Origin of the sequence: Sphingobium sp. B11D3D (assembly GCF_025961755.1) — a bacterium.
Taxonomy (GTDB): Bacteria; Pseudomonadota; Alphaproteobacteria; order Sphingomonadales; family Sphingomonadaceae; genus Sphingobium.
Genome location: NZ_JAOQOG010000001.1, coordinates 2,509,687 through 2,533,063, shown reverse-complemented (window position 1 = coordinate 2,533,063; position 23,377 = coordinate 2,509,687). Strand labels below are relative to the sequence as shown.

General features: G+C 64.6%; 28 protein-coding genes. 19 read left to right on the top strand and 9 right to left on the bottom strand.

The genetic code is table 11. The features are described 5' to 3' along the window. The first annotated feature begins 25 nt into the window (after positions 1–25). Positions 26–1,963 (top strand): potassium transporter Kup, encoded by a 1,938-nt coding sequence (locus M2334_RS11950; protein WP_264569786.1) that lies wholly within the window; start codon positions 26–28, stop codon positions 1,961–1,963. A 228-nt stretch (positions 1,964–2,191) separates the two neighbouring features. Here M2334_RS11950 and M2334_RS11945 read toward each other — a convergent pair whose 3' ends face one another. Further along, positions 2,192–2,800: a nucleotidyltransferase family protein gene (locus M2334_RS11945; RefSeq protein WP_264605524.1), complete on the bottom strand. Its 609-nt coding sequence runs from the start codon at positions 2,798–2,800 to the stop codon at positions 2,192–2,194. Further along, on the bottom strand, positions 2,800–3,717 hold the full coding sequence (locus tag M2334_RS11940; RefSeq protein ID WP_264605523.1) for an XdhC family protein: 918 nt from the start codon (positions 3,715–3,717) through the stop codon (positions 2,800–2,802). Before M2334_RS11940 ends, M2334_RS11945 begins: the two co-directional genes overlap by 1 nt. Before the next feature lie 145 nt (positions 3,718–3,862). Here M2334_RS11940 and M2334_RS11935 point away from each other — a divergent pair, with 145 nt between their 5' ends. The 4 genes from M2334_RS11935 to M2334_RS11920 all read left to right on the top strand — a co-directional run bounded on the left by M2334_RS11935 (position 3,863) and on the right by M2334_RS11920 (position 7,274). Beyond that, a complete protein-coding gene (locus tag M2334_RS11935) occupies positions 3,863–4,336 on the top strand; it encodes a (2Fe-2S)-binding protein (protein ID WP_181559114.1) in 474 nt (157 codons plus the stop codon). Beyond that, positions 4,333–6,570, top strand: coding sequence for a xanthine dehydrogenase family protein molybdopterin-binding subunit (locus M2334_RS11930; RefSeq protein WP_264605522.1), 2,238 nt, complete (start codon positions 4,333–4,335; stop codon positions 6,568–6,570). The genes M2334_RS11935 and M2334_RS11930 overlap by 4 nt, the downstream gene beginning before the upstream one ends. Before the next feature lie 75 nt (positions 6,571–6,645). Beyond that, on the top strand, positions 6,646–6,921 hold the full coding sequence (locus tag M2334_RS11925) for a hypothetical protein (RefSeq protein ID WP_264569791.1): 276 nt from the start codon (positions 6,646–6,648) through the stop codon (positions 6,919–6,921). Positions 6,922–6,992: 71 nt separating this feature from the next. Then, the gene (locus M2334_RS11920) at positions 6,993–7,274 is read left to right on the top strand and encodes a DUF427 domain-containing protein (protein ID WP_264569792.1); all 282 of its coding nucleotides are present in this window, start codon (positions 6,993–6,995) and stop codon (positions 7,272–7,274) included. A 9-nt stretch (positions 7,275–7,283) separates the two neighbouring features. Here the strand turns inward: M2334_RS11920 and arsC are convergent, their stop codons facing one another. The 5 genes from arsC to aroQ all read right to left on the bottom strand — a co-directional run bounded on the left by arsC (position 7,284) and on the right by aroQ (position 10,574). Then, complete coding sequence (arsC, locus tag M2334_RS11915) at positions 7,284–7,622, bottom strand: arsenate reductase (glutaredoxin) (RefSeq protein ID WP_181559117.1); 339 nt, start codon at positions 7,620–7,622, stop codon at positions 7,284–7,286. Positions 7,623–7,650: 28 nt separating this feature from the next. Then, entirely contained in the window at positions 7,651–8,181 is a 531-nt protein-coding gene (locus M2334_RS11910; RefSeq protein WP_264569794.1) for a GNAT family N-acetyltransferase, read from the bottom strand. Beyond that, entirely contained in the window at positions 8,178–9,530 is a 1,353-nt protein-coding gene (accC, locus tag M2334_RS11905; protein WP_264605521.1) for an acetyl-CoA carboxylase biotin carboxylase subunit, read from the bottom strand. Before accC ends, M2334_RS11910 begins: the two co-directional genes overlap by 4 nt. Before the next feature lie 13 nt (positions 9,531–9,543). After that, on the bottom strand, positions 9,544–10,032 hold the full coding sequence (accB, locus tag M2334_RS11900) for an acetyl-CoA carboxylase biotin carboxyl carrier protein (RefSeq protein ID WP_264574769.1): 489 nt from the start codon (positions 10,030–10,032) through the stop codon (positions 9,544–9,546). A 98-nt stretch (positions 10,033–10,130) separates the two neighbouring features. After that, positions 10,131–10,574, bottom strand: a complete 444-nt coding sequence (aroQ, locus tag M2334_RS11895) for a type II 3-dehydroquinate dehydratase (RefSeq protein ID WP_264605520.1) — start codon at positions 10,572–10,574, stop codon at positions 10,131–10,133. A gap of 91 nt (positions 10,575–10,665) precedes the next feature. Between aroQ and thiS the strand changes: the two genes are divergently transcribed. From thiS to leuC, 5 genes are all read left to right on the top strand, one after another. Further along, positions 10,666–11,670 (top strand): sulfur carrier protein ThiS, encoded by a 1,005-nt coding sequence (gene thiS / locus M2334_RS11890; protein ID WP_264605519.1) that lies wholly within the window; start codon positions 10,666–10,668, stop codon positions 11,668–11,670. Positions 11,671–11,787: 117 nt separating this feature from the next. Beyond that, on the top strand, positions 11,788–11,970 hold the full coding sequence (locus tag M2334_RS11885; RefSeq protein ID WP_264576205.1) for a CsbD family protein: 183 nt from the start codon (positions 11,788–11,790) through the stop codon (positions 11,968–11,970). A 207-nt stretch (positions 11,971–12,177) separates the two neighbouring features. Further along, on the top strand, positions 12,178–12,885 hold the full coding sequence (locus M2334_RS11880; RefSeq protein WP_264569800.1) for a CoA transferase subunit A: 708 nt from the start codon (positions 12,178–12,180) through the stop codon (positions 12,883–12,885). Beyond that, positions 12,885–13,520, top strand: a complete 636-nt coding sequence (locus tag M2334_RS11875; protein WP_264576204.1) for a CoA transferase subunit B — start codon at positions 12,885–12,887, stop codon at positions 13,518–13,520. Before M2334_RS11880 ends, M2334_RS11875 begins: the two co-directional genes overlap by 1 nt. 266 nt (positions 13,521–13,786) lie before the next feature. Next, entirely contained in the window at positions 13,787–15,229 is a 1,443-nt protein-coding gene (leuC, locus tag M2334_RS11870; RefSeq protein WP_264605518.1) for a 3-isopropylmalate dehydratase large subunit, read from the top strand. Between the two features lie 172 nt (positions 15,230–15,401). On the opposite strand, the gene M2334_RS11865 is transcribed toward leuC, so the two are convergent. Continuing rightward, positions 15,402–15,899 carry a GNAT family N-acetyltransferase gene (locus M2334_RS11865; protein WP_264605517.1) on the bottom strand — a complete coding sequence of 166 codons (498 nt, stop codon included), beginning with the start codon at positions 15,897–15,899 and terminating at the stop codon, positions 15,402–15,404. Between the two features lie 117 nt (positions 15,900–16,016). Here M2334_RS11865 and leuD point away from each other — a divergent pair, with 117 nt between their 5' ends. The 9 genes from leuD to nadC all read left to right on the top strand — a co-directional run bounded on the left by leuD (position 16,017) and on the right by nadC (position 22,924). Beyond that, entirely contained in the window at positions 16,017–16,610 is a 594-nt protein-coding gene (gene leuD / locus M2334_RS11860) for a 3-isopropylmalate dehydratase small subunit (protein WP_264579379.1), read from the top strand. 96 nt (positions 16,611–16,706) lie between these two features. Continuing rightward, positions 16,707–17,033, top strand: a complete 327-nt coding sequence (locus M2334_RS11855) for a DUF1476 domain-containing protein (protein ID WP_264574774.1) — start codon at positions 16,707–16,709, stop codon at positions 17,031–17,033. 12 nt (positions 17,034–17,045) lie between these two features. Next, on the top strand, positions 17,046–17,279 hold the full coding sequence (locus tag M2334_RS11850; protein WP_181559130.1) for a BolA/IbaG family iron-sulfur metabolism protein: 234 nt from the start codon (positions 17,046–17,048) through the stop codon (positions 17,277–17,279). 46 nt (positions 17,280–17,325) lie between these two features. Then, positions 17,326–17,655, top strand: a complete 330-nt coding sequence (gene grxD / locus M2334_RS11845) for a Grx4 family monothiol glutaredoxin (protein WP_264569806.1) — start codon at positions 17,326–17,328, stop codon at positions 17,653–17,655. A gap of 316 nt (positions 17,656–17,971) precedes the next feature. Beyond that, the gene (locus M2334_RS11840; protein WP_413716445.1) at positions 17,972–18,856 is read left to right on the top strand and encodes an MBL fold metallo-hydrolase; all 885 of its coding nucleotides are present in this window, start codon (positions 17,972–17,974) and stop codon (positions 18,854–18,856) included. Between the two features lie 65 nt (positions 18,857–18,921). Beyond that, complete coding sequence (locus M2334_RS11835) at positions 18,922–19,686, top strand: hypothetical protein (RefSeq protein ID WP_264605515.1); 765 nt, start codon at positions 18,922–18,924, stop codon at positions 19,684–19,686. Between the two features lie 68 nt (positions 19,687–19,754). After that, complete coding sequence (gene nadA, locus M2334_RS11830; protein WP_264605514.1) at positions 19,755–20,750, top strand: quinolinate synthase NadA; 996 nt, start codon at positions 19,755–19,757, stop codon at positions 20,748–20,750. Positions 20,751–20,766: 16 nt separating this feature from the next. Beyond that, the gene (locus tag M2334_RS11825; protein WP_264605513.1) at positions 20,767–22,080 is read left to right on the top strand and encodes a DUF2254 domain-containing protein; all 1,314 of its coding nucleotides are present in this window, start codon (positions 20,767–20,769) and stop codon (positions 22,078–22,080) included. Beyond that, positions 22,064–22,924 carry a carboxylating nicotinate-nucleotide diphosphorylase gene (gene nadC / locus M2334_RS11820; protein WP_264605512.1) on the top strand — a complete coding sequence of 287 codons (861 nt, stop codon included), beginning with the start codon at positions 22,064–22,066 and terminating at the stop codon, positions 22,922–22,924. Before M2334_RS11825 ends, nadC begins: the two co-directional genes overlap by 17 nt. A 32-nt stretch (positions 22,925–22,956) precedes the next feature. Here nadC and M2334_RS11815 read toward each other — a convergent pair whose 3' ends face one another. Beyond that, positions 22,957–23,364, bottom strand: a complete 408-nt coding sequence (locus M2334_RS11815; RefSeq protein WP_264576197.1) for a DUF4112 domain-containing protein — start codon at positions 23,362–23,364, stop codon at positions 22,957–22,959. Positions 23,365–23,377 lie beyond the last annotated feature (13 nt).

Sequence of the window (23,377 nt, the reverse complement as noted above, 5' to 3'; positions counted from 1 at the left end):
TGATGATTGCGAGTCAGGCGGGCAAGTGAGCCCTACCGATCAGCCACGAGACTTTGCGGCGGGGAATCCTGCGGCCGCTGGTCATGGGCATGGCCCGGACAGCCTGCGCAAGATGGCGCTGGCGGCGATGGGTATTGTCTTCGGCGATATCGGCACCAGCCCGATCTACGCCTTCCGCGAGACGTTCGCGGGGCATCACCCGCTCGCGCCTGATGCGCTGCATATCTACGGCGTGCTCAGCCTGATCTTCTGGTCGATGATGATCGTCGTGACGATCAAATATGTCTCGATCATCATGCGGGCCGACAACAAGGGGCAAGGCGGCAGCCTGGCGCTGCTCGCGCTGGTGAACCGCCGCAGCGGGCGCAAGCGCTGGACCGGGCCGATCGTCATCCTCGGGGTCTTCGCCACCGCGCTCTTCTACGGCGATTCGATGATCACCCCGGCCATGTCCGTGCTGTCCGCGTCGGAAGGTCTCATCACCGTCAACGCGCATTTCGCGCCGCTGGTGCTGCCGATCTCGGTGGCGATCCTCATCGGCCTGTTCGCCATCCAGTCGCGTGGGACGGCGCGGGTGGGGCAGCTTTTCGGGCCGATCATGCTGGTCTATTTTGCGACGCTTGCGGGCCTCGGCATCATGCATATCGCGACCGATCCGGCGATCCTGCTGGCGCTCAATCCCTGGTATGCCTTCCAGTTCTTCCTGACCGACAAGTTGCTGGCCTTCCTTGCGCTCGGCTCCGTCGTGCTCGCCGTCACCGGCGCGGAAGCGCTGTACGCGGATATGGGGCATTTCGGGCGCAACCCGATCCGGGTTTCCTGGCTGTTCTTCGTGTTGCCCGGCCTCATGCTCAATTATCTGGGGCAGGGAGCGTTCATCCTCTCTCTGCCGGCGGATCAGGTGGATCACGCGATCCGCAATCCCTTCTTTCTGCTCGCGCCGGAAAACTTCCGCCTGCCGCTCGTCATCCTCGCTATTGTCGCGACGATCATTGCCAGCCAGGCCGTCATTACCGGCGCCTTTTCGCTCACCCAGCAGGCGATCCAGCTCGGCTTCATTCCGCGCCTCAAGATCAAGCACACCAGCGCCAGCGCGCAGGGGCAGATCTACATCCCGGTCATCAACTGGGGCCTGATGGTGATGGTCATCCTGCTGGTGCTCTCGTTCCGTTCCTCCAGCAATCTCGCCGCGGCCTATGGCATCGCGGTGACGGGCGCGATGTTCATCGACACCTGCCTGCTCGCGGTGCTGCTGCTCTCGCTGTGGAAGTGGAACCGCCTGCTGGCCTATGGCGCGCTGGCGATCTTCTTCATCGTGGACATCGCCTATTTCGGCGCCAATCTGACCAAGGTGCCGGATGGCGGCTGGTTCCCGCTGCTGGTCGGTCTGGTGATCTTCACCATGCTCACCACCTGGGCCAAGGGCCGTGGGCTGATGGTCGATCGGCTGAGCGAAGCGGCCATGCCGATCCCGGTCTTCGTCGCCTCGGCCGCCAACAGCGCCGTGCGGGTGCAGGGCACGGCGGTGTTCATGACCTCCACCTCGGATGGCGTGCCGCACGCACTGCTGCATAATCTCAAGCACAACAAGGTGCTGCACGAGCGGGTGGTGCTGCTGACGGTGAAGGTGCTCGACGTGCCGACGGTCGATGCCTCCTATCGCTATCAGGTTGAGGATCTTGGGCGCGGTTTCTATCGGGTGCTGATCCATTACGGCTTCATGGAAGAGGCCGACGTGCCCGCTGCACTGGCGATGGTGGAAGGCTGCGGCCAGCCTTTCCGCATGATCGAGACGAGCTTCTTCCTCACCCGCCAGACCCTGCTGCCGGCCGCCCGTCCCGGTATGCCGATCTGGCGCGAAAAGCTCTTCGCTTGGATGCTGCGCAACGCGGAAAGCCCGATGGAGTTCTTCCGCCTGCCGACCAACCGCGTGATCGAACTGGGTAGCCAGCTGGAGATTTAAGGGGGGGCATCGAGAGGGCATCGCTCCGCAAATCGAGATTTCTCTCGTGCTCCTGCGAAGGCAGGAGCTCAGGGCGGTAAAGCGCTTCAATCAATCAGCCGACTTGAACCCGATACGCTCGGCATGTGCGCGAACTTTCTCTATACGTCGCCGTGGTTCTCAAACGCACTGGGCTCCTGCCTTCGCAGGAGCACGGGAAGGGTGATGCTGCCGGGATTGAGAGTGCGCTCAGTCCGGAGCTTTGCTCTCCGTGTTCGCAACCATCGCCCGCGCCCACGCGAGGTCTTCCGGCGTATCGACATCCAGTAGCAGCCGTGCGTCGGCGTTCACCAGCGCAGACCCTGTGGCGAGCCCCCGCGCACCCCGATCTCCTTCAAGCGCTTGGAGATCAGCGAAAGCCCGCGCCGGAAACAGCGCGGGCGGTTGAGCAACGCCTTCGGGCGAACAAGAGAAGACAGCGGACGCTCCATCCGTCGCAAACTGCCCAAGCACCGCATCCAGATGCTCGGCCGTGACAAACGGCATATCCGCGAGCAGCACCATCAACGTCGAGGCTCCGGCTTCCTGCGCCGCCGTCGCCGCCAGACCCAAAGAGTGCGCCATCCCCGCTTCTGGCCGAGAATTGACGACCAGCCGATATTTCGGTGCATGGCTTCCCCAGTCCACGCCCGCCGGCGCCACCAGCAGATGATGGGTCGCCTCCACCGTCAGCCCGGTCTCAGCCGCCCAGCCGATCAATGCGCGTCCGCCGAGGTCCGCCACCAGCTTGTCCGCCGTGCCGAAGCGGATCGAGCGCCCCGCCGCCAGCAGCGCCACGGCGAGGCCGGGCAGCGCCATCAGCGGGCCCCGCGAAAGGCCGCGACCATGCCGGCGGCGATGGAGAGGGCAATCTCCTGCGGACCAAGGCCGCCGATCGGCAGGCCGGCCGGCCCGTCCACCCGGCGCAGCTCGTCCGCACCCACGCCTGCCGCCGCCAGCCGCTCCAGCCGCCGCGCATGATTGGCACGCGATCCGAGCGCGCCGATATAGCCGGTCGACTGCGCCAGCGCGGCGATCAGCGCAGGGTCATCGATTTTGATGTCGTGGCTCAGTGTCACCACCGCGCAGGCGGCATTCGGCGCGAAGCTGGCGACGGCCTCGTCCGGCCAGGCATCGGTTAGCGTCACGCCGGGGAAGCGCTCTGCGCTCAGGAAGCGCTCGCGCGGGTCGTTGACCGTCACTCCCATTCCGAGCGTCTGCGCGATGGCCGCCAGCGCCTGGCCGATCTGCACCGCGCCGACGATAAGCAGCTTGCGCGCCGGCTCGTAGAGATTGACGAACTGCCCTGCCTGCGTCCCCAGCCGTGCCTTGCCGGTCGTAAGGTCGGTGGAGATCGCCACTGCTTTGCCTGCCGCGCGACCCTGCGCGATCGCTTCGAACAGCGCCGGCGCAAAGCCCGCCTCGCTCACCGGCTGGACGAGCACGCCGATCTGCCCGCCGCAGGGCAGGCCCGGCTCCCATATGCTGGGGTCGGTGCTGCCGAAATAGCGCAGGCCGGTCTCGCCCTTCGTAAGCGCGCGCTCGGCCATGGCGAACACGTCATATTCCACGCAGCCGCCCGAGATCGATCCGGCAAAGCGTCCATCTGCCGCAATGAGCATATGCCCGCCGCGCGGCCTTGGCGCGGAGCCCGAGGCTTCCACGACGGTGGCGAGCGCCATGGGCTGGCCGGCCCAGTCGCGCGCGGCGGCGATGATGGCATCGATATCGTTCAAGCGCTCGTCCTGTATCGGGGTGGGGGCAGGGGAGCCGCTGCCATCTCTCGCCAGCCTCATTATTGCAAGCCTACGGACATTGACAACCGGGCGAGAGCAACGGCAATGTCGCTGTTCATCGAGACATTGCGGAGGGAGAAGCGGCATGGCCACCGAACTGATGGTCAACGGGCAAAAAAGGCAGGTCGAATCCGACCCCAAGAAGCCGCTGCTCTGGGTGCTTCGTGAAGATCTGGACATGGTCGGCACCAAGTTCGGCTGCGGCATGGCGCTGTGCGGCGCTTGCACGGTGATGATCGACGGGCAGGCCGTGCGCTCCTGCACCACGCCGGTCGGCACGGCGGCAGGCAAGCAGATCACGACCATCGAGCATGTCGCGACCACGCCGGTCGGCAAGGCCGTGAGCGAGGCGTGGACGCAGCTGGACGTGCCGCAATGCGGTTACTGCCAGGCCGGGCAGATCGTCTCCGCGACGGCTTTGCTCGCCAAGACGCCCAAGCCCACCGATCAGCAGATCGATGCGGCGATGAGCGGCAATATCTGCCGCTGCGCGACCTATTTGCGCATTCGCAAGGCCATCAAGCAGGCGGCTGGCCTCGAAGAGGGAGCCGCGGCATGAACGCGCCCCTCAACATGAACCGCCGCGGGCTGCTCAAGGCGACGCTGGTCGGCGGCGCGGTGCTCGCCTTCGATGCGCGCTTCGCTTTCGCGCAGGCGCCCGGCGAGAAGGCGGTCATCATCAACGCCTATATCCGCGTACTGCCGGACAACCGCTTCGTCATCGGCTCCAAGAACCCGGAGATCGGCCAAGGCGTCAAGACGATGCTGCCGATGCTCATCGCCGAGGAACTGGATGTCGACTGGGCGCAGGTCACCGCCGAGACGACCATCGCCGACGAGAAGACCTACGGCATGCAGGTTGCCGGCGGCAGCTTCACCACGCCGATGAACTACATGCCCATGCGCCAGATCGGCGCGGCGGCGCGTCAGATGTTCATCAAGGCGGCGGCGGCGCGCTGGGGCGTGCCGGAAGACACGCTCACCACCGGTGGCGGCCGCGTCTCGCAGACGTCCGGTTCGCCCACGGCCAAGCACAGCGTCACTTATGCCGAGCTGGCGGCGGAAGCCGCGAAGATCGCGGCGCCGGACCTCAAGACCGTGCCGCTCAAGGACCCGGCCAGCTTCAAGATCATCGGCAAGTCCAAGATCGGCGTCGATACGCCGGCCATCGTCGCGGGGAAGCCCCTGTTCGGCATCGATGTGAAGAAGCCCGGCCTGCTCCATGCCGCGATCGAAGCGTGCCCGGCTTATGGCGGCACGCTCACCAGCTTCGATGAGGCGGCGGTGAAGGCGCTTCCCGGCATTATCGCCGTGGTGCCGCTCAACAGTGGCTATAATCCCAAGGGGCCGCACGATGCGGTGGCTATCGTGGCGGAAAGCTGGTGGGTCGCCAATCAGGCGCGCGCGGCCCTGAAGCCCGTGTGGAACATGGAGGCGCAGAAGCGCTTCTCCAGCGCGGCGTTCAAGGCTTCGGCCGAGGCCAAGATGGCGGCTGCGCCGGAGGATTCGATCCACAAGGCCGGCGATGCCGCCAAGGCCATGGCCAGCGCGGCAAAGACCGTCACGGCGCGCTACGAATATCCCTACATCGCCCACGCAACGCTTGAGCCGCAGAACTGCACCGCGCTGTTCAAGGACGGCAAGATCGAGTTTTGGGCGCCGACCCAGCTCCCCGCCGACGGGCGCAAGGTCGTGTCCGAGGCGCTTGGCATTGCGCCGGAGGCGATCACCATTCACATGACGCGCATTGGTGGCGGCTTCGGCCGGCGACTGATGAACGACTACATGGCGCAGGTCGCCCAGATCGCCAAGGCGCTGCCCGGTCGGCCGATCAAGATGATCTGGACCCGCACCGACGATCTGCGCCACGATTTCTTCCGGCCCGGCGGCTGGCACGATTTCAAGGCCGGCATCGATGGCTCGGGCAAGCTCGTGGCCTTCACTGACCATTTCATCACTTACGGCAAGGAGGGCAAGCCGGACACCGGCGCCGCCATGACCGCGACGGAATTTCCGGCGCCTCTGCTAGCGGATGTCGATCTCTCGGTCTCCTATGTCGAGAGCAACGTGCCGACGGGGTATCTGCGCGCGCCGAGCTCCAATGCACTGGCCTTTGCGTTCCAGAGCTTCCTCGACGAGGTGGCGCTGGCCGGCGGGATCGACCTGCCCGAGCTGATGCGCCGCACGCTTGGCGAGGCGCGGCTGATGAAGCATGGCAACCGCCCCGGCATGGATGGCAGCGTACCCGAGTTCAACACGGGCCGTGCCCGCGCGGTGATCGACAAGGTCTGCCAGATGGCGGACTGGAAGGGCCGCACCGGCGGGGATGCTGGGGACGGCGTGCGCAAGGGCCGGGGTTTTGGCTTCTATTACAGCCATCGCGGCTATTTCGCCGAAGTGGTGGACGTGACCGTCGCCAAGACCGGGAAGGTCAGCGTCGACAAGGTCTGGGTTGCGGGCGATGTCGGCCGGCAGATCATCAACCCCATCAACGCGCTCCATCAGGCGCAGGGCGCGGTGATCGACGGGCTGGGCCAGGCGCTGTCCGGCCAGAAGATCGAGATCAAGGATGGCGCGGCCAACCGCACCAACTTCCACGATTACCCGTTGCCCCGCATCGTCGATGCACCGGCGGACGTGGTGGTCGAATGGGTGATCTCGGACAATGATACGACCGGCCTCGGCGAACCGGCTCTGCCGCCGGTGATCCCGGCGATCATCAACGCCATCTTCGCCGCCACTGGCAAGCGCATCCGCTCGCTTCCCGTGGTCCCTGCAGATCTGGCGGTCTGAGGAGAGGATGGGGGGAGGAGGTTTCTTCCCCCTAGCTCGTTCATGAAAAGGGGTCCAACTACGGACATGCCCTGTATGAAATTTGCACTGCTTTTCTTGTGTTTCTCAATCGCTGCTTGTGGAAGCGGCGATAGAGTTTCCGGAAAGGACGGCCTGATACGGCAGGTGCAGAATAATCGCGTAGGAACGGATACGGACTACTGGATCGAGATGAAGAACATGGACGGTGAATGGGAACGCACCGGCTTAATCTTTGGCTACGTTGATGACAGTGGCGAATGCAAAAAGGCGGTCTCTGGATTGAAAAGTGTCAATTATGCCCGGGAGTATCGTTGCGCCCCTGCTAACTGATTGCCTGTTCTAACAAGTCTCGAGCTTAACTGCCTGGTTGCGCCTCCCGATCACACTTAAGGAGACACCGCATGGTCGAAGCCCGCTGGAACGGCGCCGTCATTGCCCGCAGTGACGACACGGTCGTCGTGGAAGGGAACCACTATTTCCCCGCCGATGCCGTCGATCCCGCCGTCCTCCGCCCGAGTGACACCACGACAGTCTGCTCGTGGAAGGGTACAGCGCATTATTATAGCTTGCACGTGGCCGGCGCCGACAATCCGGATGCCGCCTGGTACTATCCCGATCCCAAGCCCGAGGCGGAAGCAATCCGCGACCGCATCGCCTTCTGGAAAGGCGTAGAGGTCGGCTGAGCGGTCGCCTTACAGGATCTCCCGCACCGCCTCCGGAGGACGGCCCAGCCGCACGCCTTTTTCGGTCGCCACCAGCGGGCGTTCGATCAGGATGGGGTCGGCAGCCATGGCGTCGAGGATGGCGGCGTCGTCCGCGTCCTTGAGCGCCTTGGCGCCGTCCTCGGCCTTGCGCAGGCCCTCCCGCGGGGTCAGGCCGGCGCGTTGATAGAGGGCAGCGAGCGTGTCGCGGCTCGGCGGGGTCTTGAGATATTCGACGATCTCCACCTCGACGCCCGGCGTTTCCTGCAGGATCGCCAGTGCCTCGCGAGATTTCGAGCAGCGGGGGTTGTGGTAGATGGTCGCCTTCATCGCCTGATCCTTTTCGTTTGCCCGTCCGTCAGGCCGGCTGGTCGTCGCCGGGCAATGCCCGCTGCATGTAGATGGTGTCCAGCCAGCGCCCGAATTTATAGCCGACCTTCTCCATGCGCCCGGCGTGGCGGAAGCCCTGGCCGGCGTGGAGCGCGACCGAGGCGTCCTCGCCGCCGGCGATCACGCCGAGCATCTGGGTGAAGCCTGCCGCGCCGGCGGCCGGGATCAGCGCCGCCAGCAGCGCTCTGCCGATGCCTTGGCCGGTCTTCGCTGGATGGAGATAGACGCTGTCTTCGCAAGCATGAGCGTAGGCGGGGCGGTCGCGGAATTGCGCGGCATAGGCATAGCCGATCACCGCGCCGTCCTCATCTTCCGCGACAATGAAGGGCCAGCCCCGCGTCGCCAGATACGCGATCTTCTCGCGCCATTGCTCGGCCGTGGGCGCCTGCGTATCGAAGGTCGCTGTGCCATGCTGCACATGATGGGCGTAGATCGCCGTTATGGCCTCCGCATCCGCCGGGGCGACCGGACGGATGCGCAGTGGCGGTTGCCCGCTCAATCGACCTTCTGCCGCTCCAGCCATTCTTCCAGCCACTTGATGCTGTAATCGCCATTCTGCACGTCCGGATCCTCGATCAGCTTCTGGTGCAGGGGGATGGTCGTCTTCATGCCCTCGATGACATACTCCTCAAGCGCGCGCTTGAGGCGCATCAGGCAGCCCTCGCGGGTGCGGCCGTAGACGATCAGCTTGCCGATCATGCTGTCATAATAAGGCGGCACGCTATAGCCCTGATAGAGCGCGCTTTCGACGCGCACATGCATGCCGCCGGGGACGTGGAGCATCTGCACCTTGCCGGGGGAGGGCATGAACGTCACCGGGTCTTCCGCATTGATGCGGCACTCAATGGCGTGGCCGTGGAATTCCAGCTCGTCCTGCGTCACCGAGAGCGGCTTGCCCTCGGCAATGCGAATCTGCTCGCGCACCAGATCGAAGCCGGTGATCATCTCCGTCACCGGATGTTCCACCTGAATGCGGGTGTTCATCTCGATGAAGTAGAATTCGCCATTCTCGTACAGGAACTCGATGGTCCCCGCGCCGCGATAGCCCATGTCGGCCATCGCCTTGGCCACGAGCGTGCCCATGCGGTTGCGCTCAGCCGATGAGATGACCGGGGAGGGCGCTTCCTCCAGCACCTTCTGGTGGCGGCGCTGCAGCGAGCAGTCGCGCTCGCCCAGATGGATGGCATTGCCCTTGCCGTCGCCGAAAATCTGGAACTCGATATGGCGCGGATTGCCGAGATATTTTTCCATGTAGACGGTGTCGTCGCCGAACGCCGCCTTGGCCTCGCTCTTGGCCTGGGACATCAGGTTCTCGAACTCGTCTTCGGTGGGGACAACCTTCATGCCGCGCCCGCCGCCGCCGGAGGCCGCTTTCACGAGCACCGGATAGCCGATCTCTCTCGCGCGCTGCTTGGCGTCTGCAATGTCCTCGATCGCGCCGTCGGTGCCCGGCACAAGCGGCAGGCCGAGCGCGCCGGCGGTGCGCTTGGCTTCCACCTTGTCGCCCATCACGCGGATATGCTCGGGCTTGGGGCCGACGAAGATGATGTCATGCGCTTCCACGATTTCCGCGAAACGCTCATTTTCGGACAGGAAGCCATAGCCCGGATGGATCGCATCCGCGCCCGAGATTTCGGCGGCGGAAATGATCGCGGGAATGTTGAGATAACTGTCTTTCGCAGCGGGGGGGCCGATGCAGATGGCTTCGTCGGCCAAGCGCACATGCATGGCGTCCGCGTCCGCGGTCGAATGCACGGCCACCGTCTTGATGCCCATCTCATGGCAGGCTCGGTGGATGCGCAGGGCGATCTCGCCGCGATTGGCGATCAGCAGCTTCTCGATGCTCATGGCTGGCGTGTCCTCACGCGACCACGATCAGCGGCTGGTCATATTCGACCGGCTGGCCGTTCTCGACCAGCACAGCCTGGACCGTGCCGGCAGAGGGTGCGGTGATCGGGTTCATGACCTTCATGGCCTCGACGATCAGCAGGGTCTGGCCCGCCTTCACTGCGTCGCCCACCTTGACGAAGGCGGGGGCGTCGGGCTCGGGCGTGAGGTAGCAAGTGCCGACCATCGGCGATTTGATCGTGCCGGCGGCGGGGCCGGCCGCGGGGGCCGGGGCGGCGCTTTCCACCGGCGCAGCAGCAGCCACCGGGGCTGCCGGTGCGGGCGCGGCGGCCATCGGCGCATAGGTCGCGCTCTGGGCAGCGGGGGTGCGGGCGACGCGGATCTTACGGTCGCCGTCTTCCACCTCGATCTCGGTGAGGTTCGTCGCGTCCAGCATTTTCGCCAGTTCGCGCACCAGCTTAACGTCCACCTGCATCGAGCCTTCGTTGGTCTTGTCGGCCATTGGTCTTCCCTTTGAGAAAGCTTTATTCTGTTCTGGAGTGGGGCTGGGGCCTATTGCCCTTCGCCCGATAAGGCAACCGTTTGCACGCCCTGTCTGGTTCAATCCATCTCAAGCGCCGCTTCCAGCGCCAGCATATAGGAGAGCGCGCCGAAGCCCGCGATCGATCCGCGCGCGGCCATGCCGACATAGCTATGATGGCGGAAGCTCTCCCGCGCGGTGGGGTTGGAGAGGTGAACCTCGATCACCGGCACGGTGATGGATTTGATCGCATCGTGCAGCGCCACGGAAGTGTGCGTGAGGCCGCCCGCGTTCAGGATGACGGCCATCGCTGCTTCCGCATTGGCCTGATGTAGCCAATCGATCAGATGGCCCTCATGATTGGACTGGCGGAAATCCAGCTCCACGCTGGCGCGCCGGGCCTCGTCTTCCATGCGGTCGGCAATGTCGTCGAGCGTATCATAGCCATATATCTCCGGCTCACGCGTGCCGAGCAGGTTGAGATTGGGGCCATTGAGGACATAGATTTTTCGCGCGGCAGTCATGGGGCCATCCGGTCCTTGTTGGTTGCGAGCCTTGGGCTCCACCCTATATGGCGTGGCGAACGGCTCTCAAAGCGAAAGGTGAACACACGGCATGAGCGCGGACGGAACGATCGGCATCCGGGTCAATGGCGAGCATCGCCGCGTGCGCGCCGGGCACAGCATAGCGCATCTGGCCAATGAGCTTGGGCTGGCGCCCGAGAAGGTGGCGGTCGAGCGTAATCTGGAGGTCGTGCCGCGTGCGAAGCTGGCCGATGTGATCGTCGAGGATGGCGATGAGCTGGAGATCGTGCACTTCGTCGGCGGTGGCGATGGATCGCCGGTGCTGGCCGACGATAGTTGGAGCGTGGCGGGTCGCACCTTCCGTTCCAGGCTGATCGTCGGGACTGGCAAATATCGCGATTTTGCAGAGAACGCCGCCGCGGTTGAGGCGTCGGGCGCGGAGATCGTCACCGTGGCGGTGCGCCGGGTGAATGTGTCTGACCCCAAGGCGCCGATGCTCACCGACTTCATCGACCCCAAGAAGATCACCTATCTGCCGAACACCGCCGGCTGCTTCACGGCTGAAGACGCGATCCGCACGCTGCGGCTTGCGCGCGAGGCGGGCGGCTGGGATCTGGTGAAGCTGGAAGTGCTGGGCGAAGCCCGCACGCTTTACCCGAACATGGTCGAGACCATCCGTGCGACGGAAATCCTCGCCAAGGAGGGCTTCAAGCCGATGGTCTACTGCACCGACGACCCAATCGCCGCGCAGCAGCTGGAGAGTGCGGGCGCGGTGGCGATCATGCCGCTTGGCGCGCCCATCGGCTCGGGCCTGGGCCTCCAGAACCGGGTGACCATCCGTCTGATCGTTGAAGGCACCAAGCTGCCGGTGCTGGTCGATGCCGGCGTCGGCACGGCCTCCGATGCAGCGGTGGCGATGGAACTGGGCTGCACCGGCGTGCTGATGAACACCGCCATTGCCGAAGCCAAAAAGCCGGTGCTGATGGCGGCCGCGATGAAGGCGTCTGTGGAAGCCGGGCGCATGGCCTACCTCGCCGGGCGCATGGGGCGACGCATGTATGCCGACCCCTCAAGTCCGCTCGCCGGCTTGATCTGAGCCAAGCGCGGCCAACCGCTGGTCGTGTTTGTCGGAACCAGCCGCGTCCCAACTCGTTTGATTTTCAGACGGTCGGATCGTCCGGCCGTATTAGAATTCAGCGATTGGAGACCTATCATGGGTGAATTGATCGACAAGGCCAAGGGTGCCGTCAACGAAGCAGTCGGCAAGGCCAAACAGGAGATCGGCAAGCAGCGCAACGATCCCGATCAACAGGCTGAAGGTCTCGGCCAAGAGCTCAAGGGTAAGGGCCAGGGCCTCAAAGGCTCCGTGAAGGGAGCCCTCGGCGACCGGGTCTGACCCCAAGCCGTAACGCTCAAGCGTTTTTGATGAAGGTCGTGCTCGCGGATGCGAGTGCGGCCTTCATTGTTTATGTCCGAGCAAGCATCGCTCACCCGGTACGGTTCGGTTTCCCTACCGCTTCATGCAATCCGGGCATTTGACCGTCCGGTCCCGCGCTCTTATGGGCGGATCAGCTTTCGCTCCATCCGTGCCAAGGAGACACGCGTGAAGAAACTCTATCCCGATGCTGCAGCCGCTCTCGATGGCCTGCTCCACGACGGAATGCTCATTTGCGCCGGCGGGTTCGGCCTGTGCGGTATTCCCGAGCGCCTGATCGACGCGATCCGCGATTCTGGCGTGAAGGATCTCACCTTCGCCTCCAACAACGCCGGCATCGACGGCGAAGGGCTGGGCAAGCTGCTGCGCACCCGCCAGGTGAAGAAGATGATTTCGTCCTATGTGGGCGAGAACAAGGAGTTCGAGCGGCAGTATCTGGCAGGCGAGTTGGAGGTGGAGTTTTGTCCGCAGGGCACGCTGGCCGAGCGCTGCCGGGCCGGCGGTGCGGGCATTCCGGGCTTCTACACCAAGACCGGTGTGGGCACGCAGGTTGCCGAGGGCAAGGAAACCAAGATTTTCGACGGGCAGGAATATGTGCTCGAGCGCGGCATCTATGCCGATCTGTGCATCATCAAGGGCTGGAAGGCCGATGAAGCGGGCAACCTGATTTTCCGCAAGACCGCGCGCAATTTCAACCAGCCGATGGCCACCGCCGGCAAGATCTGCGTCGCGGAAGTCGAGGAAGTGGTGCCCGTCGGCAGCCTCGATCCGGACAGCATCCATCTGCCCGGCATCTATGTGAAGCGCATGATCGTCGGTGCGCCCTATGACAAGAAGATCGAATTCCGCACTGTCCGCGAAAGGGAGGCCGCATAATGGGCTGGTCACGCGATGAAATGGCCGCGCGCGCCGCGAAGGAGCTTCAGGACGGCTTCTATGTGAATCTCGGCATCGGCATCCCGACCTTGGTCGCCAATCACATCCCGCCGGGCGTGGAAGTCACGCTGCAGAGCGAGAACGGCATGCTCGGCATCGGCCCGTTCCCTTATGATGACGAGGTCGATCCCGATCTCATCAATGCCGGCAAGCAGACGATCAGCGAACTGCCGAGCAGCGTCTATTTCTCCAGCGCCGACAGCTTCGCGATGATCCGCGGCGGGCACATCGATCTCACCGTGCTGGGTGCGATGGAAGTCTCCGAAAAGGGCGACATCGCCAACTGGATGATCCCCGGCAAGATGATCAAGGGCATGGGCGGCGCGATGGACCTCGTCGCCGGCGTCAAGAAGATCATCGTGGTGATGGAGCACACCGCCAAGGACGGCAGCCCCAAGTTCATCCCGGAATGCACCCTGCCGCTCACCGGCCGGGATGTGGTGGATATGATCGTCACCGATCTGTGCGTCTTCCAGCGCGTTTCGCACGATCAGCCCTTCCGCCTCGTGGAACTGGCGCCGGGTGTTACCGCCGAGGAAGTCGCGGCCAAGACGACGGCGCATTACGTCTCGTAGGGCGTCGGGTTAACGCGCGGTAGTTACCCCCTTCTCTTCTGAGGAGGGGCGGTTCCGAGCGCTCCGCTGCCCCGCCAACACTCCGCATCCCGGACTTGATCCGGGATGACGCTTCTTGTTCAGCGATCGCGCACCAGGCAGCGGAACCCCCGGATCAAGTCCGGGGCGACGAGAGGAGGAGCGCCGCGCGCGCCATTGAAACGGACTTCGAGCGCCCGATATAGGGGCTTCCCCCCCGACCGCGACAGATGTAGGGCAGCCCCATTATGACCCAGGCCCGCACCCTTTATGAGAAGATCTGGGACGCGCACGTCGTCGAGAAGCGCGACGATGGCACGTGCCTGATCTATATCGACCGCCACCTCGTCCATGAAGTGACCAGCCCGCAGGCGTTCGAGGGGCTCCGCCTTGCCGGGCGCAAGGTGCGCCGTCCCGACCTCACGCTGGCTGTGCCTGACCACAACGTGCCGACCACGGCGCGGGTGGATGCGCAGGGCAATCGCATCCCCATCGTCAACAAGGAGAGCGCGCAGCAGCTCGCCGCGCTGGAGCGCAACGCGCCCGAGTTCGGCATCCGCTATTTCGGCGCGACCGATATCAATCAGGGCATCGTCCACGTCGTCGGTCCCGAGCAGGGCTTCACCTTGCCCGGCATGACTCTGGTCTGCGGGGATAGCCATACGGCCGCGCACGGCGCGCTGGGCGCGCTGGCGTTCGGCATCGGCACCAGCGAGGTCGAGCATGTGCTCGCCACGCAGACGTTGCTGCTCAAGCCGAGCAAGACGCTCGCCATCGAGGTCGAGGGCGAGCTGGGCTATGGCGTCACCGCCAAGGACGTGATCCTCGCCGTCATCGGCCGCATCGGCACCGCCGGCGGCACCGGCCATGTCATGGAATTCCGCGGCTCGACTTTCCGCGCCATGAGCATCGAGAGCCGGCTGACCGTCGCCAATATGGCGATCGAGGGTGGCGCGCGCTCGGGACTCTTTGCGCCGGACGAGAAGACGTTCGAATACATCAAGGGCCGCCCGATGGCGCCGCAGGGTGCCGATTGGGAGCGCGCGGTCGCCTATTGGCGCACGCTGGTGACCGACGAAGGCGCCGTGTTCGACAAGCATGTGCGGCTGGAGGCGAGCGAGATCGCGCCGACCGTCACCTGGGGCACCAGCCCCGAGGACGTGGTGCCGATCACCGGCATCGTGCCCGATCCGGAGAGCTTCGAGGACCCGTCCAAGCGGGAAGCTGCGGCCAAGTCGCTCGCCTATATGGGCCTCACCGCCGGCCAGCGCATGGAAGACGTGACGGTCGAGCATATCTTCATCGGCAGCTGCACCAACAGCCGCATCGAGGATCTGCGGGCGGCTGCGTCGGTGCTCAAGGGCCGCAAGGTTGCCGACGGCATCAAGCAGGCGCTGATCGTGCCCGGCTCCGGTCTGGTCAAGCATCAGGCCGAGGCCGAGGGGCTGGATCGCATCTTCATCGAGGCCGGGTTCGAGTGGCGCGAGCCGGGCTGCTCCATGTGCCTGGGCATGAATCCGGATCGTGTTCCCAGTGGCGAGCGTTGTGCCTCTACGAGCAACCGCAACTTCATGGGTCGGCAGGGGCCGGGTGCGCGCACCCATCTCGTCTCGCCGGTGATGGCCGCCGCTGCCGCGATCAGGGGTCGACTTGCGGACGTTCGCGAACTAATGGTGCCCGAGCAAGCGTAAGGGGACGCAATGAAAGTCATTTTCTGGATTTTGGTCGCCGGTGCTCTCGGCAGCGCCGCCATGGCCATGGGCCTCGGCCAGTCCGCGGCTGTGCCCGCAAAGGCGGAAAAGCCAGCCGCACGCTGAATGCGCGTGTGACGTTAGACGGGCGCGGACTTCTCAATCTGCGCTGTCAGGCCATCGAAACACGCAGCTTCATGCGGCGACAAGTCTCGTCATAACCGGCCGGATCGGGCGCTTCGACCACCTCGAAGCCTTGCGAGGCCCAAAAGCTGTCTGCGCCATTGACGGCCGTCAGCCAGATTTCACCAAGACCCTCGCGGCGCGCCTGTGTGACGATCAGCCCCAGCGCAGTGCGCCCGGCGCCACTGCCGCGCGCGTCGGGCAGCAGGGCAAGATCATGCAGATAATAGCTGCCGGGGTTCTCGGGAATGGCGCCCAATGGGGCATTGAAGGCGGGCACGCTGTTCCCTTCCCAAGGGTGGGCGACAAGATAGCCGAGCACGCGCCCGGCATCCTCGAAGACGAAACAGCCCGCCGGATGCAGGCCGAGGCGCTCGGCGTAGATCGCTTCATCCTCGGTATAGTGGCCATGGACCGCATCGGAGATCGCCTTGACTGCCGCCATGTCACTGGCGCGCATCGGCCGCCATGTGCCGCTTGTTGCCATTGCCTCATCTCCTCCGCACATCGCCGTCGGCCGCCTGCATATCGGGTCGGCATCTTGACGCAAGCGCGCACATCCGCCACTTGACCGGTCAAACAGCCCGTCATCAGCAGGACCAGCATGGAACCCGTCACCACCGTTGAAGGTCGCGCCTATCCCTTCGGCCTGAAGAATGTCGACACCGACATCATCATTCCGGCCGAATGGCTCAAGACCATCAGCCGCACGGGCTTGGGCAAGGGCGCGTTCGAGGCGCTGCGCAAGGAGCCGGGCAATGTGTTCGACGATCCGCGCTATGCCGGTGCGCCGATCATCGTGGCGGGCGACAATTTCGGCTGTGGGTCGAGCCGCGAACATGCCGCCTGGGCGCTGATCGACATGGGCGTGCGGGCCGTCATCGCGCCGAGCTTCTCCGATATTTTCTCCGGCAATGCCTTCAAGAACGGCATCCTGACCGTGGTGCTGCCGCAGGAAGCGGTCGACCGGTTGCTGGAGGTCGCCAAGACCGATCCGATCAGCATCGACCTTGAGAACCAGTCGGTGACGACGCCGTTTCAGGACCGCTTCACTTTCGAGATCGACCCGTTCCGCAAAAGCTGCCTGCTGGGCGGGCTCGACGAGATCGGCCTGACGATGGCGCAGGGCGATACCATCGGCGCGTTCGAGGCGCGCGATGCGCAGACGCGGCCTTGGCTGGTGCCGGCGGCCGCCTGAAATCGTTCGCTCGCCCCGGCCCGCGCGTTGCCATTGGGGCGGCTGCTTCTTAAGTAGAGTTTGTATCGCTTACCTCCAGATGAAGGTGCTTCTTTCATGAGTTCATTCGACGATCGCGAGAAGGCGTTCGAGACCAAGTTCGCCATGGATCAGGAACTCGCGTTCCGGGTTGCTGCCCGGCGCAACCGCCTGCTGGGCGAGTGGGCGGCCGGCCTGATGGGGCTGACCAAGGAAGAGACCGATGCCTATGCCAAGGCGGTCGTGCAGGCGGACTTCGAGGAAGCCGGCGATGAGGACGTGATCCGCAAGGTGATGGGCGATCTCGTATCGGCCGGCGTCGACATGGACGAGCAGCGCGTACGCACGGCGCTGAGCGACAAGGCCGCCGAGGCGCGTCGCCAGTTCATGCAGGAAGAGAATTGAGGGGCTTTTGACATGCCCATGGCGGCTGGCGATATCGAGGCGATGATCCTCGCGGCTTTCCCGGATGCGACGGTGGAGATCACCGATCTGGCCGGCGATGGCGATCATTATGCGGCGCGCGTCACCTCCGAGAGCTTTCGGGGGATGAATCGCATTGCCCAGCAGCGTGCGGTCTATGCCGCGCTGGGCGGTCGCATGGGCGGAGAGCTTCACGCCTTGCAACTGACCACAGCCGTTCCCAACTGATAGCGCAGCGCCGGCATCGCGCCGCACTGCTGCCCGGAGACCAGACATGACCGACCCCGTCCACGCCCGCATCGCCGATATCGTCGGCAAGAACGATGTCGTGCTCTTCATGAAAGGCACGCCCTTGTTCCCGCAGTGCGGGTTCTCCAGCCGCGCCATTGCCATTCTGGAACGGCTCGGCGCGCCCTTCGAGAGCGTGGATGTGCTGCAGGATCAGGAGATCCGCCAGGGCATCAAGAGCTTTTCCGACTGGCCGACCATCCCGCAGCTTTACGTGAAGGGCGAGTTCCTTGGCGGTTCGGACATCATGATGGAAATGTATGAGGCGGGCGAGCTCAAGCAGCTTCTCACAGAGCAGGGCGTCATCGCCGCCTGATCGGATTCCATTTGGTTTTTCAAGCGGGCGCGGGGCAAAAAGCCCGGCGCCCGCTTTGCGTTCGGGCGCCGGAGTTCGGAGGGATTGGGAGACAAAGGGATTGGGGGACAGGCAAGAAGACCGGGTGCCCGTCCCCCAAAGCGGGTGTGTCGACAAGAAGAGCAAGCGCCGTGCCAGTTTCTCCGGGTGAGGGAAGCGGGCGGCGACGCTGGTTAAGGGCGGGGCAAGAGGTTGCGACCTGTAAAGCGCTCCGACAGTTTCGCCCGCATTTCCGCTTGCGCCTTGCAATCGGCGGCGGCCGTGACACATGGAAGAGATGATGCCTGCTGCCCCCAGTCTCGCCGCCGACACCGGCCGGGTCATGCGCCTGTCGCCGCTGGTGCAGCGCGTGCTGGCACCCAATCCCTCGCCCTTCACTTTTGAGGGGACGCAGACCTATCTGGTGGGCAACAGCGACCTTGCCGTAATCGATCCTGGCCCGGATGATCCTGCCCATTTGGATGCACTGGAAGCGGCGATTGCCGGTCGCCCCGTCATTGCTATCGCCTGCACCCACACCCATCGCGATCACAGTCCGGCGGCGCGGCCGCTGGCACAGCGCAGTGGCGCGCCGATCATCGGCTGCGCGCCGCTGACGCTGGAGGATGACGGGCCGCGCGCCGATGCGGCATTCGACCCCGATTACAGTCCCGACCAGGTGCTCGCGGAGGGCGAGCAAATCGTGGGCACGGGCTGGACTTTGACGGCGCTGGCGACGCCCGGCCACACCTCCAATCATCTGTGCTACGCGCTCGAGGAAGAAGCGGCGCTGTTCACCGGCGACCATGTGATGAGCTGGTCTACGAGCGTCGTCTCGCCGCCGGATGGCGACATGAGCGATTATCTCGCCTCGTTGGAGCGTCTCGTCGCCCGCTCGGACAGCATCTATTATCCAGCCCATGGCGAACCGGTGACGCAGCCCCAGCGTTTCGCGCGCGGCATGCTGGGGCATCGGCGGATGCGGGAAGGACAGATCCTGCGCATTCTGGAGCGGCAGGGCGCTGTCACCATCCCGGATTTTGTCGCGAGCATGTATGTGGGCCTCAATCCACGCTTGCACGGTGCCGCCGGACGATCCGTGCTGGCCCATCTCATCGATCTGCAACGGCGGGGGCTGGTAGAGGATAGAGCGGACGGGGTCTGGGCGAGGGTGCTGATTTAGGCGCTTGACGGAAAGCGCGAACAGGATCAGCTTCCCCGCCGTCCAGGCAACGGTGGGGGACCGTCATGGCAACACTTGCTTCAGGCATCAGATCCGAGATCGAGCGCGAGCGCAGCTTCTTCCTCAAATTGGCGTTGGCGATGGCCTTTGTCATTGTGGCGGGCTTCTCGTTCAACGTCGCCGCCGGCCGCTCGACCTTCGCTGCGCCCCTGCTGCTTCATGTCCATGCGCTGGTTTTCTTCGGCTGGCTGGTTCTTTTCGTCACGCAATCCTTTCTGGCGGCGGGCGGCTCGGTGCGCCTGCACCGGCGACTTGGTGTGCTCGCGCTGCTCTGGGTGCCGGGCATGGTCGTGCTGGGTCTGGCGGTGACGCGTCATTCGGTGCGCGCAATCGGCGGGCCTCCTTTCTTCGATACTAATGAATTTCTCTTCGGCAACAGCATCGGCCTGCTGGCTTTCGCGCTCACCGTCGGGGCGGCGCTCGTCCTGCGCGCCCGTCCCGACTGGCACCGGCGGCTGATGTGCGGCGCCATGGCCGGGCTGACCGGCCCCGGCTTCGGGCGGCTGCTGCCGATGCCGTTCCTCATCCCCTGGGGCTGGTGGGTCGCGGCTGTCGTGGCGCCTATGATGTTCATCCTGGCCGGCATGGTGTGGGACTGGCGGCGCAAAGGACGGGTCCACGCTGCATGGCTGTGGGGAGCGGGCATCCTGATCGGCAGTCAGCTCATTGCCGATGCCATCGCCTACAGCCCGATGGGCCTTGCCATCACGCGCGATATGGTCGCCGGGACACCCGGCGCGATGCGCGATATGCGGGCCTTCTTCCCCTGAGCGCGGTTAGAGGTTGATCGCCGGGCGCTTCGTGGCCATCTCCCCCGCATGACAAAGGAGATTCGGTGATGGATGCACGCGGCGGGATCGGCGGAAGTCTTGCGGGGCTGGACCTGCTGGAGGAGATCAATCGCCTGCGCAAGGAGCGCAACGCGGTCATCCTCGCGCATTATTACCAGAAGCCGCAGATTCAGGACCTGGCCGACTTTGTGGGCGACAGCCTAGAGCTGTCCCGCAAGGCGGCGGAGACGGATGCGGACGTGATCGCATTTTGCGGTGTGCGCTTCATGGCCGAGACGGCGAAGATCCTCAGCCCCGAGAAGATCGTGATCCTGCCGGACATGGACGCCGGCTGCAGCCTGGAAGACAGCTGCCCGCCCGCGCAGTTCAAGGCCTTCCGCGAGGCCCATCCCGATCATATCGCGCTCAGCTACATCAATTGCTCGGCGGAGGTGAAGGCGCTCAGCGACATCATCGTCACGAGCTCATCTGCCGAGAAAATCCTGAGCAAGCTCCCCAAGGACCAGAAGATCATCTTCGGGCCGGACAAGCATCTGGGTGGCTATCTCTCGCGCAAGCTGGGGCGTGAGATGCTGCTCTGGCCGGGCGTGTGCATCGTGCATGAGAGCTTCAGCGAGACTGAGCTGCTCAAGCTCAAGGCCATGCACCCCGGCGCGCCGGTTGCGGCTCACCCCGAATGCCCGCCGGCTATCATCGATCATGCCGATTATGTCGGCTCGACCAGCGGCATCCTGCAATATGCCAAGGATATGCCGGGCGACACGCTGATCGTCGCGACCGAGCCGCACATCATCCACCAGATGGAAAAGGCGATCCCCGAAAAGCGCTTCGTCGGCGCGCCGGGTGCGGACGGCAACTGCAATTGCAACGTCTGCCCCTATATGGCGCTCAACACGCTGGAGAAGCTCTACATCGCGCTCCGCGATCTCCAGCCGCGCATCGAGATGGATGAGCAGCTGCGGGTCGCCGCGAAGAAGAGCCTCGACCGGATGCTGGATCTCGCTAGCGACACGGTCGGGCAGGGCGACGTGGGAGCGCGGTGAGCGGGGAGCCGCCCCGGTGATCGTCCGCCTGCGCTCGCTCTGGCTGAACGTTAACGCGAGCTACTGGTTTTATCCGGCGCTATTCACGATGCTCGCCCTCGCGCTGGCGATCGTCACCGTCGCCATCGATCGCTCGGGGCAGGCCGCCCATCTCGTCAAGTTCGTGGATGCCGCGCGGCCGGAGGGGGCGCGCAATGTCCTCAACGTGATTGCCGGATCGATGATCGGCGTGGCGTCGACCGTTTTCTCGATCACCATTGCCGCCGTGGTCTATGCCTCGGGTAATTACGGCCCGCGCCTGCTCATCAATTTCATGGAAGATCGCGGCAACCAGCTCTCGCTGGCGACGTTCATCGGCACGTTCGTCTATGCCGTTATGGTGCTGCGGGTTGTCCGGGAGGCGGCGGAATCCAGTGTCGATGTGGGGTTCGTGCCGCAACTCTCGCTGGTCATCGCCACCGGCCTGATGCTGATTTCCATCGGCGTGCTGGTCTTCTTCCTCAATCATGTGCCCGCCAGCATCCGCATCAATTCCGTACTTGAGGAGATCGGACGGCGCCTCACCAAGGAAGTGCGTCAGCGCTTTCCGAAAGAGGGCGACGATGTGGAGATGATGGCGTTGTCCGACGGGCAGATCGTGCCGGCGACGGGCAGCGGCTATATCCAGATCGTCGATTTCTCGGGCCTGGCTGACGTTGCCCGCGAGCACAATTGCCGCGTGATCATGCGCCTGCGTCCCGGCGATTTTGTGCATCCCGAGATTGGCCTGATGTCCGTCCACGGCTGTCATGTGGATGATGAGATGGCCGAGCAACTGCGGGACTGTTTCTCACTCGCTGGATTTCGGTCTCCGGCGCAGGACATCGAATTTCTGATCGACGAGCTGGTCGAGATTGGCTTGCGCGCCCTGTCGCCTGGCATCAACGATCCCTTCACGGCGGTGACGGCGATGCATTGGCTCGGCGCTTCGATGAGCGAACTTGCCCGGCGCGATCTGCGCAGCAGACCGGGAGAGGAAGAAGAAGACTGGCAGCGTGTCATTCCGCTCAATGACGATTTCGATCATTTCCTGCGACGCGGGTTCGGCTCCCTGCGCTCGGCTGCCGCGACCAGCCCTATTGCCGCGGCGCAGTTTCTCGATTGTCTGCTGGGCATTTCCGCAGGCCTCGCCTCGCAGCCCCGACGGGAGGCGCTGCGGCTGGAAGGCGAGCGGTTGATGGCGCAGGCGCGGATCGCGCTGGCCGGTCCCTCCCTCGCCGAGCTTGAGGAACGCTCTTGCGCTTTCGAGGCGGCGATGAAAAAGCGAGCGCATCATGCCCTTCACACTTGACCGCTTCGACCTCGACGCCTTCGTCGCCGCCACCCTCGCCGAGGACCTTGATGGTCTTGTAAACGGGGGCGGGCGGGATGTGACGTCGCAGAGCGTCATTCCCGCCGATGCGGTGTTCAGCGGCGTCATGGACAGTCGCGACGCGGTGACGGTTGCGGGCCTGCCGTTGGCCGAAGCCTTCTTCCGTGCGCTCGATCCCGATGTCGAGATCACGCTGCTCGTCGCGGATGGTGATCAGGTGCCGGCCGGCACTGACCTGATGCGCCTGAAGGGCCGCGCACGCGGGATGCTCACGGCGGAGCGGTCGGCACTCAACACGGTGCAGCACTTGACCGGCATCGCCACGATGACGCGGGCTTATGTGGACCGCATCGCCGGCACCGGAGCGACGCTGCTCGATACCCGCAAGACGATCCCCGGCCTGCGTGTGCTGGAGAAATATGCCACGCGCATGGGCGGCGCGAAAAATCATCGCATGGGCCTGTGGGACGCGGCGATGATCAAGGACAATCACGTCGCCGTCGCCGGATCGGTGGACGAGGCGGTGCGCCGGGCAGTGGCTGCCGGGATTGCCGAGGTGATCGTGGAGGTCGACCGGATCGACCAGATCGAGCCGGCCATCGCGGCCGGGGCGACGCATCTGCTGCTCGACAATATGTCGCCGGGCGTTCTGCGCGGCGCTGTCACGCTGGTTGGAAAGCGCGTGCCCACGGAGGCGTCTGGCGGGGTTACGCTGGAGACCATCCGCGCCATTGCCAGCACCGGCGTCGATTATGTCAGTGTCGGGCGGTTGACCCAGTCGGCACCAGCGGCAGATATCGGTCTCGATTTCAGCAACATTTAGGCTCAAGGCGCCGAGGGACGGAGCCCGCTTGCTTAGCCTTCGATAATCGCTGTTTGTGGATGGTGCTTGTCGAGATGCTTGCGGATGATCCGCAGGTTGCGCGTGTTCGAGCGGAACATGACGTCGAAGGCGTCGCCGACCAGCGGGACCGCGCCGATTGCGGTGTCGAAGGCGACATTGCCGCTCATCCGCAGCAACTGCCAGCGCGGCATCCCGAGATTGCGGGCCTCCCAAACGATCCATGCGCCCATGGCCGCTGCGAGCAGATCGCCGACGATGGGAACGATGCCGAGCATAGCGTCCAGCCCGACGCGGATACGCGTCCCGGGGATCACCATCGCATTTTCGAGCACCTGCTCCATCATCTCGATGCGGCGGCGCACCGCATGGGGATCGCGCCCGAGCCGCGAACTGGCGAGGCTCTCAAACTGTCTCGCCATCCCTTCAGCGGCG

Coding starts and splice junctions, on each gene's coding strand:
- M2334_RS11875 (WP_264576204.1), top strand. CDS start 12,885: ATGGGCTGGTCACGCGATGAAATGGCCGCGCGCGCCGCGAAGGAGCTT.
- M2334_RS11930 (WP_264605522.1), top strand. CDS start 4,333: ATGAACGCGCCCCTCAACATGAACCGCCGCGGGCTGCTCAAGGCGACG.
- M2334_RS11835 (WP_264605515.1), top strand. CDS start 18,922: ATGGCAACACTTGCTTCAGGCATCAGATCCGAGATCGAGCGCGAGCGC.
- arsC (WP_181559117.1), bottom strand. CDS start 7,622: ATGAAGGCGACCATCTACCACAACCCCCGCTGCTCGAAATCTCGCGAG.
- M2334_RS11920 (WP_264569792.1), top strand. CDS start 6,993: ATGGTCGAAGCCCGCTGGAACGGCGCCGTCATTGCCCGCAGTGACGAC.
- M2334_RS11925 (WP_264569791.1), top strand. CDS start 6,646: ATGAAATTTGCACTGCTTTTCTTGTGTTTCTCAATCGCTGCTTGTGGA.
- M2334_RS11945 (WP_264605524.1), bottom strand. CDS start 2,800: ATGGCGCTGCCCGGCCTCGCCGTGGCGCTGCTGGCGGCGGGGCGCTCG.
- M2334_RS11840 (WP_413716445.1), top strand. CDS start 17,972: ATGATGCCTGCTGCCCCCAGTCTCGCCGCCGACACCGGCCGGGTCATG.
- nadA (WP_264605514.1), top strand. CDS start 19,755: ATGGATGCACGCGGCGGGATCGGCGGAAGTCTTGCGGGGCTGGACCTG.
- M2334_RS11850 (WP_181559130.1), top strand. CDS start 17,046: ATGCCCATGGCGGCTGGCGATATCGAGGCGATGATCCTCGCGGCTTTC.
- aroQ (WP_264605520.1), bottom strand. CDS start 10,574: ATGACTGCCGCGCGAAAAATCTATGTCCTCAATGGCCCCAATCTCAAC.
- M2334_RS11815 (WP_264576197.1), bottom strand. CDS start 23,364: ATGGCGAGACAGTTTGAGAGCCTCGCCAGTTCGCGGCTCGGGCGCGAT.
- M2334_RS11855 (WP_264574774.1), top strand. CDS start 16,707: ATGAGTTCATTCGACGATCGCGAGAAGGCGTTCGAGACCAAGTTCGCC.
- grxD (WP_264569806.1), top strand. CDS start 17,326: ATGACCGACCCCGTCCACGCCCGCATCGCCGATATCGTCGGCAAGAAC.
- nadC (WP_264605512.1), top strand. CDS start 22,064: ATGCCCTTCACACTTGACCGCTTCGACCTCGACGCCTTCGTCGCCGCC.
- thiS (WP_264605519.1), top strand. CDS start 10,666: ATGAGCGCGGACGGAACGATCGGCATCCGGGTCAATGGCGAGCATCGC.
- leuC (WP_264605518.1), top strand. CDS start 13,787: ATGACCCAGGCCCGCACCCTTTATGAGAAGATCTGGGACGCGCACGTC.
- M2334_RS11865 (WP_264605517.1), bottom strand. CDS start 15,899: ATGGCAACAAGCGGCACATGGCGGCCGATGCGCGCCAGTGACATGGCG.
- accC (WP_264605521.1), bottom strand. CDS start 9,530: ATGAGCATCGAGAAGCTGCTGATCGCCAATCGCGGCGAGATCGCCCTG.
- accB (WP_264574769.1), bottom strand. CDS start 10,032: ATGGCCGACAAGACCAACGAAGGCTCGATGCAGGTGGACGTTAAGCTG.
- M2334_RS11885 (WP_264576205.1), top strand. CDS start 11,788: ATGGGTGAATTGATCGACAAGGCCAAGGGTGCCGTCAACGAAGCAGTC.
- M2334_RS11935 (WP_181559114.1), top strand. CDS start 3,863: ATGGCCACCGAACTGATGGTCAACGGGCAAAAAAGGCAGGTCGAATCC.
- leuD (WP_264579379.1), top strand. CDS start 16,017: ATGGAACCCGTCACCACCGTTGAAGGTCGCGCCTATCCCTTCGGCCTG.